Source organism: Alistipes sp. CAG:29, assembly GCF_000435435.1.
In the GTDB taxonomy this organism is placed as follows: Bacteria; Bacteroidota; Bacteroidia; order Bacteroidales; family Rikenellaceae; genus Alistipes; species Alistipes onderdonkii.
In genome coordinates this window covers 1-17,803 of record NZ_FR893434.1, presented here as the reverse complement: position 1 = coordinate 17,803, position 17,803 = coordinate 1, and the positions used below count along the sequence as shown (strand labels likewise).

Genomic DNA, 17,803 nt, shown 5'->3' with positions numbered 1-17,803 from the left:
GGCAGCCCCAGGGCCGCGGCGGCCGTAAGGTAAATCTCCGGGTCGGGTTTGCAGCGCGAGACCATGTCGCCGCTGATCCTGGCGTCGAAATAAGGCTCGATACGGCATTTTTCCAGCACGAAATCCACATTGGGCTTGTAGCCCGACGAACCTACGGCGCAGCGTATGCCTGCATCGCGGAGCTTTTGCAAGAGGTCGGTGAGCCCGGGCATCGGCACGATCTCGGGGGCGTAGATCTCCCGGTAGATGGATTCCTTCTCTTCGGCGAGTGCCGCGAGCCCCTTTTCGCGGATCACCTCCGCGGGCATGATGAGCCTCATGATGTCGTCGTTGCCCATGCCGTATGCCTGGCCGAGTTTCTCCTTCCAGTCGCGGATGCCGTATCGTTCGCAGAAGATTTCGAACGCACGGATGTGGACGGGCGTGTTGTCCACGAGTGTCCCGTCCATGTCGAATATTGCACCTTTTATCATAGTTGTCCCCTTTTTTCCAGCCCAAAGGTAGTCAAAATCCCCGGGTTCCCGGCCTCCGTGCATCAGAATTTGAGTTTTATGCCCAGGTTGACGGCGAAATTCTGGATCTCCTGCCCGGGTTTCGGGTCGCGGTGCGTGACGCGCCAGATGAAGTCCACGCGCAGCAGCCGGAAGATGTTTTCGACGCCGAATCCCACCTCGACATAAGGGTCGGACACCGATGTCATGCCGGGCGGGAAGAGCAGCGGTGCCTGCGTTGCGGCGAGGCTGCCGTCGTTCTCCTTCGACAGCGTGCCCCACACGCCCTTGCATACCAGCACCTCGCGCCATTTGAGTTTTTTGATGAGCGGGATGCGCCCCAGCAGGATGCCGTTGAAGTGGTGTTCGAAAAACAGCGCCACCCAGGTGTCCGAAGCGAACTCGTAGAAGTTCATGCACGAGAACGCCATCGGGTCGTAGAAATAGGTGCCGTTCCCCTCGTGGAGCTTCAGCAGCGGGTAGGGTACCTTGCCGAAGATCTTGCCGCCCTGCACGGTGATGTCCGAGTAGCCCAGCGGCGGCAGCTCGGGCTTGTAGTGGATGCCGCCCTCGAGGCGGTAATATTCATAGCTGCCGCTCAGCACCCGGGGTATCCCGGCCGTGAACCCAAGGGTCAGGACGGGGTATTTCGTCCCCATGTACTGCTTGTCGAACGGCATGCGGTAGATGCTTTCGTTCTTCGAGATGCGCATCCCGACGTGTACGGCGGCGTCCGATACCGAGTTCATGACCGTGCCGTCGGGGCGCACCAGCGGGACGTACCTATTGCCGTAGATCTTCTGGATGCGGGCGCCGAGGAAGTTGCTGATCCCGTGCCGCCATTCGTGCTCGTAGACGGCCTCGCCGCGGTTGACCATCGAGAGCCGCGAGTCGCCGCGCGAGAGGAGCGAGCTGAGGATGTTACTCTCCGTGAGGGCGTTCTGCCCCGCGCCCAGCTGCATCACGTCGTGGCGGCCCGAGACGGTCAGCTTGCGCGTCAGCCGGCGGTTGAAAGCCAGCTCGACGCTGCCGCCGCCTTTGAACATCCCGTCGCGCGTGCCGTATGCCGCATACCCCGAGAGGCGTATGCGGCGGCTGACGGCCGTGGTGGTGCGGAATCCCGGCTGCATGCGGAACCCTTCGAGCTTGTTGAAGCTCGCCAGTTTATAGTAGGGGCCGATGCCGATGTATTTGGTGTTCCAGTAACCGACGATGACCGTGTTGATCAGGGTGTAGATATTGCGGTACAGCGGGACGTTCTGCACCGAGTCGACCATCGAATAGATGCCTTTCTCCTTGTCGCTCAGCCGGTAGGGGCGGACGCTCTCCCAGAAGGCTTCGTCCTTGCTGCTCTCCGGCCCCTGGTCGCCGATCACGACGTTGTTGTCCATGCGTATGACCTCGGCGGGGATCGGTTCGCCGATCCGCACGTCGGTGTAGACCACCTCGCGCGTGCCGATGAACGAGGTCAGTTTCGATGAGTCGGCCGTGGTGACCGAGAATTCGGCCGATACGCGGTCGCGGCTTCGGAACCACGTGCTGTCGCGCACGATGCGGTTCTCGTTTTCGAGCCGCAGGTGCTTGATCCAGTTTACGTTGACGCCCTTGGGCATGCGCGCCGAGGCCGATTGCAGGGCATACGACGCCGAGTCGATGTTCACCTCGCCGTCGAGCACCGGGGAGGTGAGCCGTTTGGGGTGGAACCGGATTTTGTAGGTCTTGCGGCCGTCGACCTGCATGCTGTCCACCAGGAAATAGTCGTAATAGAAGAGTCCCCCGTCGGAGAGCGGGCTGGCAAAACGGACGTTGAAAATGTCGATGAAGTTGGCGTAGAAGTTGACGTTGCCGTGCATCTGTCCCGTGAACTGGGCGATGGCGAAGCTGTCCTCCACCCCCGATACGCGGTTGGCGCGGATGATCTCGCGCGACAGCGAGGGGTTGCGCTTGCTGTGGTAAAAGTCGGCCGTGGTTTCGGAGATCATGGCCGGCAGGTAAGCCTGCCCGGTGAGGGCCGACGTGTCGACGTATTCGAATATGAAGCCGAAGTTGCGTTGCAGCCTTTTGTTGCGGAAGCGCGGCTTGATGTTCGTCAGGTCGAGCTCCATCTTGGTGTACGTGGCGCAGTGGTAGCGTTCGTACTCGTCGGGGTCGTTCTGCGGCTTGCGGCGCACGACCCCTTTCAGGATCGGGTGTGCGGGGTTCTCGCCCGGGGTGATGACGACGCTGCCGATGCCGAACTCGACCGCTTCCAGGGCGAAGTCTACCTGGTTGAAGCCGCCCCGCGTGAGCGGCTTGGTCTGCGTGGCGTAGCCGACCATCGAGGCCTGTACGCGTCCCACCGTATCGCGGGTCTCGAGCGTATAGATACCCTCCTCATCGGTCGTGATGCCGGTCGTGGTGCCGGGGAACACGACGCTCACGAACTGCATCGGGGCACCGCTGGCGGCATCCGTCACACGGCCGCGGACACGGGTGCTCTGTGCCGACAGGGTCGTGCACACGGACAAGGCTGCGAGCAGTGAGGCGAGCAGTCTATATGTAATTTTGCCACGGTGCATTTTGCAAAAATAATTAAAAAGAACCTGTTTGGTCAAAATAAATTACTTTTGCATAATATAAGCCGAAAAATCGAACACCAATAACTGAAATGGCACACGGAAAAATCGAAAAGACCAATGCGGCCCGCTTGCTCGACCGCGCTAAGATAGCCTATGAACTCGTCCCTTACCGGGTTGATGAAGAACACCTCGCAGCGACGCACGTGGCCGAAGAGCTGGGCGAAGATATAGGAAGCGTATTCAAGACCCTCGTGCTGCGGGGCGACCGCACGGGGTATTTCGTATGCGTGGTGCCCGCCGACCACGAGGTCGACCTCAAGGCCGCCGCACGCGTATCGGGCAACAAGAAGGCCGACCTGATCCCGATGAAGGAGCTGCTGCCCGTGACGGGTTACATCCGTGGCGGCTGCTCGCCGATCGGCATGAAAAAACAGTTTCCGACCTATATCCACTCCTCGGCCGCGTCGCTTCCGGCCATATACATCAGCGCCGGCGTCCGCGGCCTCCAACTGAAAATCGCCCCGGCGGAGCTCATAGCTTTCGTCGGGGCGACCGTGGCGGAAATCAGCCGCCGGGAATAGGGCTGTGGCTATTTCCCCGGTTTCGCGTATTTGGTGTAGACCGAGGCCGTCCGTTCGGCGATCGCATTCCAATCGTATTTTTCCATGGGATACTCTATTTGCCGGTAAGGGGCGTCCATATTTTCCTGGAGTTTGCGTGCCAGAGCCCTTCTGTCGCCCAACGGGAAATAGAATTCCTGCCCGAGCCCGACTTCCAGGTTTGCGGGGATGTCGCTCACGATCACAGGCAGCCTGTAACTCATTGCTTCGAGCAGTGCGATCGGGAGCCCTTCGTGCGAGGAGGGGAGTACGAAACACCGGGCATGCGACAGCAATGCGTGCAATTTCCTGCCCTTGATAAATCCGGGCAGCACGACTCCCTGTTCGCGGGCGTATTTCTTCAGGCTTGCGGAATAGTCGTCCTCGAAATCGCTGTCCCCGGCAATGACCAACTTGCATTCCCTGTGCTCGGTACGTGAAAACGCTTCGATCAGGTGGTGCAGGTTCTTTTCCGGTACGAACCGGCACATTGCGAAGATATACTTTCCTTGTTCGATCCCCAGCTCCCCGAAATATTCCGGATAGTCGGTGATATCCGGTGAGGGGACGCCGTTGTAGATCACATGGCAGTCTTTACGTCCGTATTTCCGGATCAGCATGTCGTCGATCACATGCGAGATCACGATGACTTCGTTGGCGAAGAGCGTGCCTGCGGCCTCGCCCAGGCGGAGTGCCGTTTTGGCCGCCATGCCCCATTTGTCCCGGTCGTAGTCCGGCCCGTGGTGGGTGAATACGACTTTCATTCCCAGCAAACGGGCCAGCGGTGTCAGCAGTGCCGGGCCCACCGCATGGAGGTGGACGATGTCGGCTTTCAGGCGTTTGGCCCGCACGATGGCCCTGAACGTGTGGACGATTGCTTCGAGCGATTTTTTCCGCGGCGTTTCGATGTCCGAGAGCGTGATGCCCTTGTAGCTGGACAGCGTGTCGCGTACGTAACTTTTCCGCCGTATAACGGTTACCTCGAAGCCTTTTCGAGCAATACGCGGAAACAACTCTTCACAATGTGTCTCCACGCCTCCCATGATATTCGGAATGCCGCGGGTTCCGGTGACGACTATTTTCATGTTGTTATTTTGCGGGTTTTAGTCCGAACAGGAATCTTAACAGACGATTACGTTGTAAGATATACCGGTGCAGGATGATCGGAAGAAAAATCCCTGCGCCGATTACGGCCGCGGCCCCGACGCTGAAATAGAGCGGGTCGTTGCCGTTCGCAAGCAACGGAACTTGCTGGACAAGGGATTTGACGAATCCTTCGAATGTGGTGTGGAACAGATAGATGATATAAGAAGAGGCCGATACGACAAGGAGTTTTTGCGTTATATGTTTCAGGCTTTTGATCCGTGCCGATATCACGCATATCGTATGGATGCCTGCAAATGGCAATATATAACCCATCAGGCCGGTGAGTATGTCGTTTCGGACGAGCAAGGTGCATGCGAACAGGACGGGCAGGGCGCAGACCGGAATCATTCCCGGTATTTTCTTCGCCGAATCGAGCCAACGGGGCCAATTTATGAGAAACACGCCCAGCATAAAATATTTCAGCATGGCCACGGCCTTGTTTATGCAGAAGATTTCGGGCCAGTCGACAGGCAGAAACCCTGTCAGGAGACTTGCTGCGAACAGCACGGTTCTTCCCGTTTTCGTCTTTATCATGCTTATGAGCAGGAATATCAGCCATAGCGCCCAGATAAACCAGAGGAAATAGCCTGCTTCGGGCAGATAGAACATCTTGATATACGATGCTGCCGTCACGGGATTTTCCACGGACATTCCCTGTTGCGTCAAAAGTTTGATGCTGATTATGACGACGCTTGTCGAGAAATAGGGGATCATCAACCTTTTGAATTTCTTCAAAATGAAGTTTCCCCCCCCCTTGTTTTGGCTGTTCCCGGTCATTGCATAGATGTATCCGCTTGCGAACATGAACAGGGGCATGTGGAATGCGTATATGAACCGGTTGGCGAGGTGGTACCATTCGGGGGCATCCGCAGGATTGTAATGTCCGATGACGACGAGGATGATGCCTATCGTCTTGGCGATGTCTGCCGTTGCCGACCGTTCCATGGTTACATCCGCTGCTTCAGGTCTCCTTGCGCCGGATCCTGGCCGACGTCGCACCATTTTTTATCCAGACAGGCCGGTTTGCCCCTCATGCTGCGGAGCTTGTTCCTGAGCGCCCATTTCAGCGGGTACTTTACATATTTATGCATGACCGGACTGGCTGTGCCCACCATCCAGCAGTTCTTCGGACATTTGCGCACCATGGCACGCACCTCCTCCGCCCGGGCGCTTTGCCATATCTCCATGAAATCGGGCGTTTGGTGGATGTTGCCCATCGATTTTTGCCAGTATTTCTCTTCCAGTCCATTGCAGGGATAGACGTCGCCGAAGGGGTCGATGAAGAAATTGGCGGATCCGGCCTCGCACGGCAACATACGCCGGCCGCCTTCGATGTAGTTGATCAACCCCATGTTGAACCAAGCCCGGAACCAGCTCTTGGGGTGGTTCTCCTGCAGCTGCCACGCGATCAATTGCTCGAAGTTCCTGCATACTTCGTCTTTGTTGGTAATGACGTTGTCGTCCTTGTGGAAATAGTAGGAGTTGTGGAACGCTGCCGTTGCGAACTCCATCCCCAGCGATTTGCTCAACTGATACAGCGAAAGCATGTCCCTGGAGTTGTTGTTCGATACGGTACAGCCGAATCCGATGTCCTTCAAGCCCATTTGCTTTAAGGCAAGCAACGTGCGCAGGCCCTTGTCGAAGCCTCCGGCATGGCCGCGCAATTCGTCGTTCTTGCAGCTCAGGCCCTCGATGGAGATACGGATGCCGATTTGCGGGTATTTTTCCGCCAGCGCGATGACCTTCTCCTCGAACCAGCCCGAGGTGGAGATGACGATGCGATCCGTATGCTTGTAGCACTCTTCGACGATCTCGGCCAGGTCGTCGCGTACGAACGGTTCGCCGCCGGTCAGGTTGATGAATTTCAGCCGCGGCAGCGTGCGGAGATCCGAGGCTTTGATTTCCTCTTCTTTTTTCGTGGGGTTGAACCAGATGTTGCACATCTTGCATTTCATCGGGCAACGATAGGTCAGGATGATACTGGCATCCGTGGGATGAGGTATATTCCGGGTATTCATGTTATCTGTTGTTGTAAATTTTCAGGAGTTCTGTATAGTACCTCTCTGCCGAATATCTTTTCTGTGCGTCGAGTGCGATCTGCCGGTATTCGAACGGGGTTGCGAACATTTGTCCGATTCGGGCCTTCAGTTCTTTTGCGTTTCCGGATTCGAACAGCATTCCGGTCTTGCCTTCATCGATCAGTTCGGGAATGCCGCCGATCCGGCTGCCGAGCACCGGAGTGCCCAGACATTGTGACTCGATGACGGACAGCGGATTGTTTTCATACCATTCCGAAGGCACGACGCAGAATCGGGCCTTACCGACTATTTCCTTGATTTCCGGCCAGTGTTTATAACCCAGAAGTTCTATATCGCTTCCTGCAGCTGCGGCGCGCAGCGTCTCTTCGAGCGAACCGCCACCGATTATCTTCAGTGGGTAGGGCAGTCGCTTTGCCGCTTCGATCAGTGTTCCGATCCCTTTTTCAGGACTAAGACGGCCTATGTAACAGTAATAGTTCTCTTTGTCGTAATCGTCTTTCCGGGTTTTGGCAATGTCGATAAAATTGCAGAGCGTATTGAGCTTCTGTTTGTCGAAGTTGCCCTGAACCATTTTGTCCGCCATAAACCGGCTGGGACAAATAAAGGCGTCGGTAACTGCTTCCAGGCGCATACGAGTCCATTTCATAGCTTCCTTGTATGCCAGGAAACTTGCCAATGCGGAATTTTTCATGCATTTGTGCTCCCGCACCTTGCGTTTGTCGCTAAAGCACTCTTCGCAAACCTGCAACCCGTTGCGCAGGCAGTCGTAACGAGGGCATAGCAGTTTGTAGTCGTGCAGAGTCCATACGACTTTCACGCCTCGTCGATGGGCTATTTCGGCGATAACGGGAGAAAGTTGGGTGTGGATATTGTTCAGGTGGAGTATATCCGGTTGGAACTCATCGAGCAGTCGGGTGAACTTTGTCCTGACTTCACGGGTGCCGAATGGGCGGCGCAGCGCCTCGATTATTCCCAACCCGGGGGCGAATTTAACCTCGCTCGGAAAGTATTTGCTCCAGGGAGTTTCCAGATTTTCCGGATGCTGCATGGAAAAAACGGCTACTTCATGGCCTTTTTGTTTCAAAAGCTCTTCTAGATTGATCGTGCAGACACAATCGCCGCCGCGCGGATAATAGAATTTATTGGCTAAAAGTATTTGCATAAATTGTTTTATGTCCGGTTGCCGTTGATTTTATAGTTATTCGTCAGTATTATGATTATATATCAGTGCTTTATCCGATTATAATATTTGACGAAAATTTCTTTAGGTGTTTTTCTTGTCAGAAGAGCTGCAGCAACATTACGATTTGCTGCTGACATTATGCTGGCATTATCACCGGATACTTTGTTCTGTATTCGATATTTTAAGCTTCTCAGAACTGCTATTACACAGGCAAAGCATGTTAAAAATATATATAATACTACAGACGACCCGGAAAGGAATCTAATCACCCCTTTTTCACCTGCAGGGGCTGTTGCCGTTTTGATCTGGGAAATGTGTGTTTTGCCACTACAGCCTTCATAATGAATTAATTCGACCGATGCGTTCACGTAGCAAAAATAACCACGTCTGTTCAGTGCGGTGGACAATGCGATATCTTCCGGACAGAAAAAGTAGTATTCGTCGAAAAATCCCATTTGCCGGAATATGTCTGTTTTGATCATAAATGCCGCCCCGACGAGATTGTATGTCCGGAATATTCCGATTCGGTTCGTATAGGGACTTTCGACCGTTTTTTCGCGCCACAATCCTAATTGGGCCAAAACATATGTTTTCCAATTTATTTCAGGTCGGCCGCAGTATTGAAGCGAGTGGTCGGCAAATAGCAATTTTGGACTGACGACAGCAGCCTCCGATGGTAATTGGTCGAACGTCGCCGCCAAACTCGTGATTACGTCCGATTCTATTTTTGTGTCGTCATTCAGAACAAAACAATATTTTCCGGTTGCTTTTCGCAATGCCAGATTGTTGTTGGCCGAGAATCCACGGATTTCATTACTTTCAATAATCTGCGCCCACGGGTAATTTTGTCTCAAATGCTGAAGGTTTTCCGGTGAGAAGAGATATGCGACGACAAATACCTCATAAGAGGTCGAGGTGTGTGTGCGGATACTGTCCAGACATCTGCTTAGCACCTCATAATTGTTCATGCTAACGATGATGACTGAAACTTCCATTGTTTCGCTTGTTTATTCGTGATCGGTTGCGATCTATTTTATAAATCAGAATGTAGACCAGATAGAAAAGATAAAGGTGCATTCCCGGTGTTGAAGATACGGTCGACGCCGCTATGAAAGCCAGCGGGAGAAAGAACAGGCATTTTCCCCGCGAGTGCCAGCCCAATCGGCATAAAGTAAAAATAAAGATACAGTATGTGATAATTCCCAATATTCCCCGTTCGACCATAATCCATATCCAGATACTTTCCAGTCCCAGAAGCCGGCCTACCAATATGCGATCCGGAAAGTACAGTGTCGCTTTCTGTCCTAATCCCCATATGGGGCTTTTCGACATAAGAATATAGGCGGCTTCGAACTGATCCTGGCGCATTTCTAAACTGCTGCCTCGTATTTCGGTTTTTTCCGGATTTAATACCGATACGATCAGATTTTCAACAAAATCCAGATAAGGCATCAGGACGATTATACTGATTACCGCAAAAGCTAAGATGCGAACGGATTGTTTGTTTTTTAGATTGATCAGCGGGAGTATTCCTACTGCCAGAAATACCAGCGGTGTTCGGCTGTTGGATAGCAGGGATGCGATGAATGCCATAATGCCGACAAGCAGCATGGTTTTTTGCTGTAATTTACTGAAATATGCTTTATAATACACGTACCCGTACAGGCAGAGGCAGAATATCAATCCGAAATTGATGCTGCCGCCGATCGGATGAAGGAAAAACGATTGGACACGGGTTCCTCGCTCATCTTCCAGATATTGCCAGTCTGTTGCTCTGGGACCTGCGAGGTCTATTTCATAATCCATTACGGGATTGTAACCCAGGAATTTTTCGATAAATGCATATGTGCAAATTATCAGCGAGGCTCCTAATAATATATTGACAACTTTCAGTATATCTTCTTTGCTTGATATTAACATCCAGCATAAATAGGCACTGATGAAATCGCAAAAAACAACGGATAGCAGTGACGTGAAGGTATTCTGGATTCCGGCGATCGAAATAAAGCTCGATACTACATAGGACAATAGTACCCAGATAAATACCTTGTTGAACGGCAGGGGAGATGTCGTTATTACCCGGCTGTATCTTTTTCTTTTGATTACATATAGCAGTGCGAAGAAGATCGACATGAATACTTCCAGGGTCAATAACGGAACGCCCGGAAGGTTTATCAGGTTTATGTTGTTGTTTAGGAACAGCCGGAACGCCAGAAAGAGAAAAAAACCTTGTTTGTAGTTTTTTAATGAGTACAGAATTAGCAGTGCCGCTATAATCAAGAATGGATTCATGCAGTCATTATTTTATAATTCGGGCCGGAATCCCTGCCGCGATCGAATACGGGGGAATATTTTTTGTAACCACCGCATTCGCACCGATGATGGCCCCCTCGCCGATCGTGACTCCGGCCAAAATCGCGGCTTTCTCCCCGATCCACACATTGTCTCCGATGACGATCGCACCTTTGGAATAAATAGGCCGGGCATTCGGTGCGATGTTCCGGAGCGCCATATCTTTGGGATCTCCGTGCGAATTGTCCGAAATGAGCACGCTTTTCCCCGTGCGGACGTTTTTACCGATCCGGATAGAATTGACTGCGGTGATATGCATATCCGGACCGAACATGCAGCCGTCACCAATCGATATTTTCACCGGAGTATTGTATTGCGGCATTTCATGAGCCGTGATATGGGAATTGCGGCCGATAAGACAATAGTCCCCAATCTCAATGTATTTTTTCCCATTGACTAAATATAATCCCGGTTCTACCTCTGTATGAAGCCCTATTTTTCGGACGTTATGTGCAATCCATGCTGTATAAAACCATGCGTAATATCGGCTAAACCGTTGTGAAAGCGAATATGGCCATATACAATGAAGTAAATTGCCGAATGTTCGTATATATTTATAAAGCATTTTTTATTTTGTATTTAAAAATTTATTTTTCAAATACCCGTATAATGTTTCCTTACCATCTGCCGTTTCATAATATGATAACCGATGGTTTAGTTTGAAAACCGTCGTTTCTTGTTTGATGCGATCGAATTTTTCTGCATCATATGGTTGGTTCATCTCGGAAAGCAATTGGTGTAAATATGGGGATGTATAGGGCATCGTGTCTACGCTTCTGCGGAATGAATCGTTTTTCCGATAAATTAGGTCGAAGATGTAATCTATCAGAAGATAATCGATCATCTTATTGTATTCTTGGAGGTATTTAAGAAAGATACTTTGGATAGTGCCAAATGCCGGATTACCATGAGTTGATGCAAGGAAAAATGTAGCCCACCTGTATGCAGATATGGTGGTATTGGATCCAGTCACAATTTTTATTGAGTGAAAATAGTCTGGGGCAGGAATTGATATTGAATCGGTAATCAGTAAAGTACTGTCCATCCAAATACCGCCTTTATCAAATAATAAACAAATGCGTAATATGTCGGAAAAGTGGGTGTATGAAAGTTCTCCTCTATTCAATCGATCATAAATATAATTAGGAAGTGTAACGTGTGAGGCAATATTATCTTTGGTCAATAAATGGACTGGCCGGTCATGTATATTCGAGACAATACTATTGTAACATATTTTTACAATTTCAGGCATTGCAGTCTCTCCCTGATACCAAAAGATCCATACCGGATCGTTATTTGACTTTTCTTGTAGCGATGGAAATGTTGCAGGAACCATATCGCAATAATGTTCATCCATCCATCGGCGAATAGAATCTATTTTCTGGTTTTCAAAAAAAAAGCATTCTTTGAAATGAAAATAGAAAAAATCCCGTATCAGTTGGATGAATAACACGCAAAGTGTCCGTATCCGTAAAAATGAACTTAATCGGACGATATTTATGATCTTAGATCCGTATAAACGAATTGTACGATACATTACTCTGGATTATTTTGGTCGGATATTTTTGACATACATCTTTGTTGATGAGAAATAATTTTTTGATAGATATCGGTTAACGTATTTTTGATAGATTCGGGATTATGCCGTTGCCGGGCTGCTAGTTGTCCTTGGTGACTCAGTTGCTCCATTAATTTTGTATCCCGGCTCAGTTTAACGATCTCCATTGCCAGCATGTGCGGTTCATTTGACGGGATGAGAATGCCGGTTTCGTAGTTTTTGACGAGAGACGGAATTCCGCCTACATAGGTCGTGATGACTGGAATTCCGATTATTTGGGCCTCGCATAATGAATTAGGAGAATTGTCGATATATGCTGTATGTACGTAGATGTCGGCCTCTGCAAGTTGAACGGCTAAATCTTCGGCCGAAAGTGTTCCCAGAAATTTTATGTTGACTGCATCATGAGGCGTACGTTCATTTTTCTCGAAGAAAGAGAAAGACCCGGTGGGGCCGGCAATAAGCCATTCGAAATCAAAATCCGTATGATCTTTTAATAATTTGGCTGTCTTCAAAAGGAGATCCATGCCTTTGACCATACTGCATGACCCGACGCTGAGCAATTGTATGCGCTTCCTTTGTCGAAATGTCCATGTTTTCGGGGGATTGAAGAAGACTGGGCGTAGTGCTTCATTACAATGATAATATTGTGAGTCTGGGGCATACAGGCGTGTGATATTGTAATCCCAGTTCGTTCGCCCCATGACATAACGGCAGTGTTTCAGGATATCTATTTCACGTGCTACTTTATAGTTGTCATTTCTACTCCATACAAATCGTCTTTTTAACAGTACGATAGGGTTGTAGTGCGATGTTTTCCACTGGGTGAAGAAATTATAGCCTGGAGGATACGAGGCATTTACATAGGGAGGAAGGCTGCCCTGCATGTGGATGACGACTGGTATGTCTACGTATTTCTCAACCAATCCGAATCCCCATTCCGAACCGAAAACATGGATGATGTCCGGTTTGAAATCCTCTATGACTTTCAGGCAGTCCGCAATAATTATCTTGTCTTTTTCCGATGCGTATATGCGTCGCCGCAATCCCGGTTTTACCCGGATCGGATAATAACACACCCCGTCGATTTCTTTCTTGAATATCGGATCCGGATGTTCGAATGCTACCCCCAGGCGGATGTTATCTGATGTTCGGATTATTTTTTCCAAGGATGCGATCCAACCGCCGCCGTTATGTTCGCCGTTCCGGTGGGCATCGTAAAGAGATGGATTTACGGCAAACCAAAGTACTTTCATATTATGAATTGGTATTATGTGACAGGAAGCTTTTACTCGTGTCGATTTTCCCGGACAGAAGATCGTCTATGCGCTTCCAATCCGGAGTTGACAGGGGTGTCGTGTCCTGTATCTGTTGAGGATCGAATCTGTCGGTCATTCCCAATCCGTTCAGGAAATCCCGCATCCGCGAATGGTTCGTTCTGCCCCGGAGCGGATAGGTCAGGAACGGTTTATGGAAAAGGACGGAGAATGCCGTCGCATGAAACGAATTCGAAATGACGAATTCCGCATTTTTAATCCATGCGAGGAATTCCAGCGGCCCGGCGTCCGAAATATTCCGTTCCGCATAGGCAAGCGGTGCGAAATCGTTCAGGGAATACAATCTGGCGCCGAGCTGCCGGGCTATTTGCCGTGCATGTTCCCTAATAGTGGGATCATTCGAGAAATCATATACGAGAACATACCTTTCTTGGGGTGTTATGTCCGCGGAAATTTCCTCCCAGCTTTGTCTGTTCAACAGAAAAACCGGATCTTCCACCTGTTCTGCCGTTCTGCCGACAGAAAGATCCCTGATTATTCTTACCCCTGTCTGCTCCCGCACCGATATCGCATCGAATCGCTGCAGTTTTTTCGTGACGAAAGCCCTGTATGCGGGAGCGATCTCCGATACTGCAAAACTGGCTGCATAGGAGATACGCCGCGTATCGTCGGATCCGAAATCGAGATAGAACGCTGCATCCTTTCCGTTTTCACACGCCGTGTTCCAAATCTGGTCGCTTCCGGCAATATATAAATCTGCCTGCGGTGGAGTGGCCCTTAGCTCTTCGGCCGAAGTATAGGTATTGTCGGTAAGCGTCAGGAATTTTTGCCTGAAATCGTCGAATTTACGTTTCCGGCCGATCGTTTTGTATATTTTCCGGTTTTTGAGCAGAAAATAGATACATTGTGTCCCGACGTAATCTTTATAGGGATATAATCTTGATTCAGCGGGAATATGCCGCCAGTTATATCTGCTGTTCAGATAATAGGGCTTGTAATCGATGATCTCGACATCGTGTCCCTCCTGCGACAGATACCGTTGCAGTGCGTACGCCTGCAAAGAGGCTCCGTAATTATAAACGTTATGACAGGTAATCGTCGCTATTTTCATTTTGCGATGCGTTTTATGAGTTTGCGCATTGTCGCTGTCGGATGACGGGCGTGATTTACTATCCGCGTTAATTGTTCTCGACGGGTTACGTAGCGCTCTATTTGTCTGAGCGAAATTTTCGGGTTTCGCAGCAGCGACATGATGTGATCATAATTGCCGGGTTGTCGGGCGTTCTCCCGCATTTGTCCCTCCGCTGCCGTTTCGAATGAAATCTCCGATATATGGCAGCCTTGCAATATTTCGACGATATTTTGGCCTCGCTCCGTGAACGGGATCAGCGCGCTGACACCTTGTTCGTTATCCTGATAGCGGGAACCCCAGAGGTCGCCGACCCGCAAATCCGCGGCTGAGTTGTCGAGTTTATATTTGCACTGTTTGTAGCAGGCAGAACCTAAACACATATCTTTTAGGAATATTTTATAAAAAAGATCTCCATCCGATAATGCTGAAAATCCTTTGGCTATTCCGTCTGATGCCGAATATGTGTAGTCCATGGCCCATGAGTCGTGCCAGCCCCGCCGTTTGCTTCGCCATTTGATGTCCGTGAGTTTTGCGTTTTCGCCGATCGTGCGCAGGTATTTTTGCCATAACAGCATCGACGGAACTCCATGGCAAAAGAAATCCACGAGGATGAAATTCGATTCAACCCTGAAACGCCGGATGTAGCGTCGGAAAGATGCGATTTGACAAGGGGTGCCCGTCACCACGTATTTGTCATGGATATCTATTCCCGCAAATCCGTCGGTTGTATCGCTCTGCAGATATTTGCTTCCTGCAGATGCAGCCAGCTCTTCCTCGTTTCGTGCGATATAATGTTCCGGAATCTGTTTTGCATAATTATAACGGACGACGCATATTTTGAAGCCTTGCTGCAGCATTTGCCGGCCGATTTCAAAAGCGATTCCCCCGGAGGATGAATTTTTGCGGATATCGTCGTTCAGGCTCCATGCCGCATAACTTGTCGGTTTAAGGTCTATAACCTGGCTGTCTGCTGCAAAAGCGCAAACCTCTACGCAGATCGAGCATTTTATACACTGATCCGCCGATTCGATGCGGGGTTCGTAAAAGCCGTTTTTATTTAACTTCAATGCGATGATTTGTTTGGGACAAGCCTTGGCGCAAACCCCGCATCCGAAACAATCGTGTATATCTGCAATATTGATCATACTTTTATGCAGAACATTTCTGTTTGATTCTGGCTACTATTTTTTTCTGCACGAAAATCCGCTCCTGCACCGACAGTCCGACATAGTAAATGACGATCAAAGTTGCGATGGCACATACGCCGGAAACTACGAATAACCGCAAAATGCCGGCATTCATCAGGTGAGAGACTATTATAGGGCAGATTGCTGCCAGAACAGCCACTACGCAGACATTCAACAGCACTTGGGTAAAGTAGGACTTTATGGATATTTCCACCTGCCGGTGAAGAAACCAGAGGCGGGCGAAGAGGCATCCCAAAGAGAGGCAAATGGCTACGTACATGGTCGTCTCTGGTGCATAACCTTTGCCCAGCAATAGGTAGGAGATCGGAAAATTGAGCAATTGAAGGCTTCCGACGACGATCTGGTAGTTCCGTATATTGCCGGTTGCCTGCAAAGCCGTTATTTGCGTGCCGGACAAGACTTCGCACATGGCGAATACCAGAACCAGCCGGACGAAGATTACGGTGTATTCCGGGACGTTTTTCAACCATAGCGTCAGGATCGTATTCGTTTCGATGATGATCGGGAGCGATAGCAGCAACAGCAGGTAGAATGAAAAACGGGCGCCGCTTTGTACCAATGTAAGCATATACAGGTAGTCGCCCGATGCGTAGCTTTTCGTGATTTGCGGATTGATTGCAGTCATAAAATTAGTTGCAAATCCGTTGACGGCGACGTTCACCTGGAATGCGATAGCGCGCGCTGCGTTGATGACCGGGCCGCAAAACAGATTTATGACGATATTGACCCCCTGATCCCGCAAAACCCCCGCAAAAGCCCCGATGAAATTCCAGCCGGCAAATCCCATCATTTCTTTCAGAAGGGCTTTGTTGAATGTAAAATGATATGTGCACTCTTTGAAATTTCGCTTGCAGTAGATGCCGTAAGCGATCCGGATGACACAGGCGACGGCCAGTAGTAATATACCGTACAATTTTAACTTGTCGAATGAAAAAATGACGAGTATGTAGACGATCAACAGCTTGAGTACTACTTCGATAATGCTGATATACGCAAAAGCCTGCATTCGTTCGTGTGCAATGATCGCCGCATTGTACGGAACGCTGATCAGGTTCACCATGAACGTCAGTATGGAACACTGAAGCACCCAGTTGGCAGCGCCGATACGACTCTCCGGCAGGTTCATTTTTTCATTCAGGAACCATACGCCCCCTATTTCGGCCAATACGAAGATCAGGAGCGCCAGCCCGATCTGGATTGTTACCGACGATGAAAATACGGATTTTAATTTTGCGGTATTGCCCTGTCCCAGCTCGAATGTTATGTACCTGCTTATCGCTGCGGACAATCCGCCGGAAATGACGGAGAACATGGCGACGACTCCGCCGATGACGTTATATATACCGAAATCTTCGACCCCCAGCGTATTCAGGACGACTCGGCTGGTGTATAGACTTACAGCCATCATGAATATCATCCGAAAATAGAGCAGAAGAGTATTTTTCGCTATGCGTTTGTTATTTCCCGATGATGCCTGGACTGTCATTCTGTTTACCTTTGTTTGCCGGATTTTTTGTTTGGTAGGCTTACCTGTCCTTATACATGCTCTGATAGTACTCTTGGTATTCGCCAGAAGTTATGTCGTCCATCCATTTTTGGTTTTGGAGGTACCATTGGACAGTTTTTTCGATTCCCTGTTCGAACTGCAGGCTGGGCTCCCAGCCCAGTTCGCGCTTGAGCTTGCGCGAGTCGATGGCGTACCTCATATCGTGTCCGGCACGGTCGGTGACATGGGTAATCAGTTTTTCGGATGTCCCCTCGGGATTCCCCAGCAGCCTGTCCACCGTCCTGACGATCACCCGTATCAGGTCGATGTTCTTCCATTCGTTGAAGCCCCCGATGTTATACGTATCGGCGACCTTACCCCTGTGGAAGATCACGTCGATGGCCCGCGCATGGTCTTCGACATACAGCCAGTCGCGCACGTTCTCGCCACGGCCGTACACGGGCAGCGGCTTTCGGTGGCGGATGTTGTTGATGAACAGCGGAATGAGCTTCTCCGGAAACTGGTAGGGCCCGTAGTTGTTCGAGCAGTTGGTCACCAGCGTCGGCATCCCGTACGTGTCGTGGTAGGCTCGCACGAAGTGGTCGGACGAGGCTTTCGAGGCCGAGTAGGGGCTGTGCGGATCGTACTTCGTCTCTTCGGTGAAGAACTCCTCGCCGAAGGGCCCGCCGCCGCTCTCCCCGCCCGCAGCATCTCCCTCGGGACGTGTCAGCTCCAGCGCCCCGTACACCTCGTCGGTGGAGATGTGGTAGAACA

The 17,803-nt window shown here is 50.4% G+C and carries 16 protein-coding genes; 1 reads left to right on the top strand and 15 read right to left on the bottom strand.

What is annotated here, in order from left to right:
* Nucleotides 1-473, bottom strand: a 473-nt coding sequence (locus QVP03_RS04205; protein ID WP_288210637.1) for an HAD family hydrolase, incomplete at its 3' end; no start/stop codon positions are given.
* A 62-nt stretch (nucleotides 474-535) separates the two neighbouring features.
* A complete protein-coding gene (locus tag QVP03_RS04200; protein WP_022332335.1) occupies nucleotides 536-3,049 on the bottom strand; it encodes a DUF5686 and carboxypeptidase-like regulatory domain-containing protein in 2,514 nt (837 codons plus the stop codon).
* Nucleotides 3,050-3,138: 89 nt separating this feature from the next.
* Between QVP03_RS04200 and ybaK the strand changes: the two genes are divergently transcribed.
* Nucleotides 3,139-3,630: a Cys-tRNA(Pro) deacylase gene (gene ybaK, locus QVP03_RS04195; RefSeq protein ID WP_022332334.1), complete on the top strand. Its 492-nt coding sequence runs from the start codon at nucleotides 3,139-3,141 to the stop codon at nucleotides 3,628-3,630.
* Between the two features lie 8 nt (nucleotides 3,631-3,638).
* Here the strand turns inward: ybaK and QVP03_RS04190 are convergent, their stop codons facing one another.
* The 13 genes from QVP03_RS04190 to QVP03_RS04130 all read right to left on the bottom strand — a co-directional run.
* Complete coding sequence (locus tag QVP03_RS04190; protein ID WP_022332333.1) at nucleotides 3,639-4,733, bottom strand: glycosyltransferase family 4 protein; 1,095 nt, start codon at nucleotides 4,731-4,733, stop codon at nucleotides 3,639-3,641.
* A 4-nt stretch (nucleotides 4,734-4,737) separates the two neighbouring features.
* Entirely contained in the window at nucleotides 4,738-5,739 is a 1,002-nt protein-coding gene (locus tag QVP03_RS04185; RefSeq protein WP_022332332.1) for an acyltransferase family protein, read from the bottom strand.
* 2 nt (nucleotides 5,740-5,741) lie between these two features.
* Nucleotides 5,742-6,812 (bottom strand): radical SAM protein, encoded by a 1,071-nt coding sequence (locus QVP03_RS04180; protein ID WP_022332331.1) that lies wholly within the window; start codon nucleotides 6,810-6,812, stop codon nucleotides 5,742-5,744.
* A 1-nt stretch (nucleotide 6,813) separates the two neighbouring features.
* Nucleotides 6,814-7,995 (bottom strand): glycosyltransferase, encoded by a 1,182-nt coding sequence (locus QVP03_RS04175; RefSeq protein ID WP_022332330.1) that lies wholly within the window; start codon nucleotides 7,993-7,995, stop codon nucleotides 6,814-6,816.
* Nucleotides 7,996-8,057: 62 nt separating this feature from the next.
* Nucleotides 8,058-9,011, bottom strand: coding sequence for a glycosyltransferase (locus QVP03_RS04170; protein WP_022332329.1), 954 nt, complete (start codon nucleotides 9,009-9,011; stop codon nucleotides 8,058-8,060).
* Nucleotides 8,986-10,308 carry an O-antigen ligase family protein gene (locus QVP03_RS04165; RefSeq protein ID WP_022332328.1) on the bottom strand — a complete coding sequence of 441 codons (1,323 nt, stop codon included), beginning with the start codon at nucleotides 10,306-10,308 and terminating at the stop codon, nucleotides 8,986-8,988. The genes QVP03_RS04170 and QVP03_RS04165 overlap by 26 nt, the downstream gene beginning before the upstream one ends.
* A gap of 7 nt (nucleotides 10,309-10,315) precedes the next feature.
* Nucleotides 10,316-10,669 (bottom strand): acyltransferase, encoded by a 354-nt coding sequence (locus QVP03_RS04160; protein ID WP_276528362.1) that lies wholly within the window; start codon nucleotides 10,667-10,669, stop codon nucleotides 10,316-10,318.
* 267 nt (nucleotides 10,670-10,936) lie between these two features.
* On the bottom strand, nucleotides 10,937-11,905 hold the full coding sequence (locus QVP03_RS04155; protein ID WP_022332326.1) for a capsular polysaccharide synthesis protein: 969 nt from the start codon (nucleotides 11,903-11,905) through the stop codon (nucleotides 10,937-10,939).
* Nucleotides 11,905-13,182 carry a glycosyltransferase family 4 protein gene (locus tag QVP03_RS04150; RefSeq protein WP_022332325.1) on the bottom strand — a complete coding sequence of 426 codons (1,278 nt, stop codon included), beginning with the start codon at nucleotides 13,180-13,182 and terminating at the stop codon, nucleotides 11,905-11,907. The genes QVP03_RS04155 and QVP03_RS04150 overlap by 1 nt, the downstream gene beginning before the upstream one ends.
* Before the next feature lies 1 nt (nucleotide 13,183).
* Entirely contained in the window at nucleotides 13,184-14,314 is a 1,131-nt protein-coding gene (locus tag QVP03_RS04145) for a polysaccharide pyruvyl transferase family protein (protein ID WP_022332324.1), read from the bottom strand.
* Entirely contained in the window at nucleotides 14,311-15,480 is a 1,170-nt protein-coding gene (locus QVP03_RS04140) for a Coenzyme F420 hydrogenase/dehydrogenase, beta subunit C-terminal domain (protein WP_022332323.1), read from the bottom strand. The genes QVP03_RS04145 and QVP03_RS04140 overlap by 4 nt, the downstream gene beginning before the upstream one ends.
* A gap of 4 nt (nucleotides 15,481-15,484) precedes the next feature.
* Nucleotides 15,485-17,029 carry an oligosaccharide flippase family protein gene (locus tag QVP03_RS04135; protein WP_022332322.1) on the bottom strand — a complete coding sequence of 515 codons (1,545 nt, stop codon included), beginning with the start codon at nucleotides 17,027-17,029 and terminating at the stop codon, nucleotides 15,485-15,487.
* A gap of 40 nt (nucleotides 17,030-17,069) precedes the next feature.
* Nucleotides 17,070-17,803, bottom strand: a 734-nt coding sequence (locus QVP03_RS04130; RefSeq protein WP_288210636.1) for a dTDP-glucose 4,6-dehydratase, incomplete at its 5' end; no start/stop codon positions are given.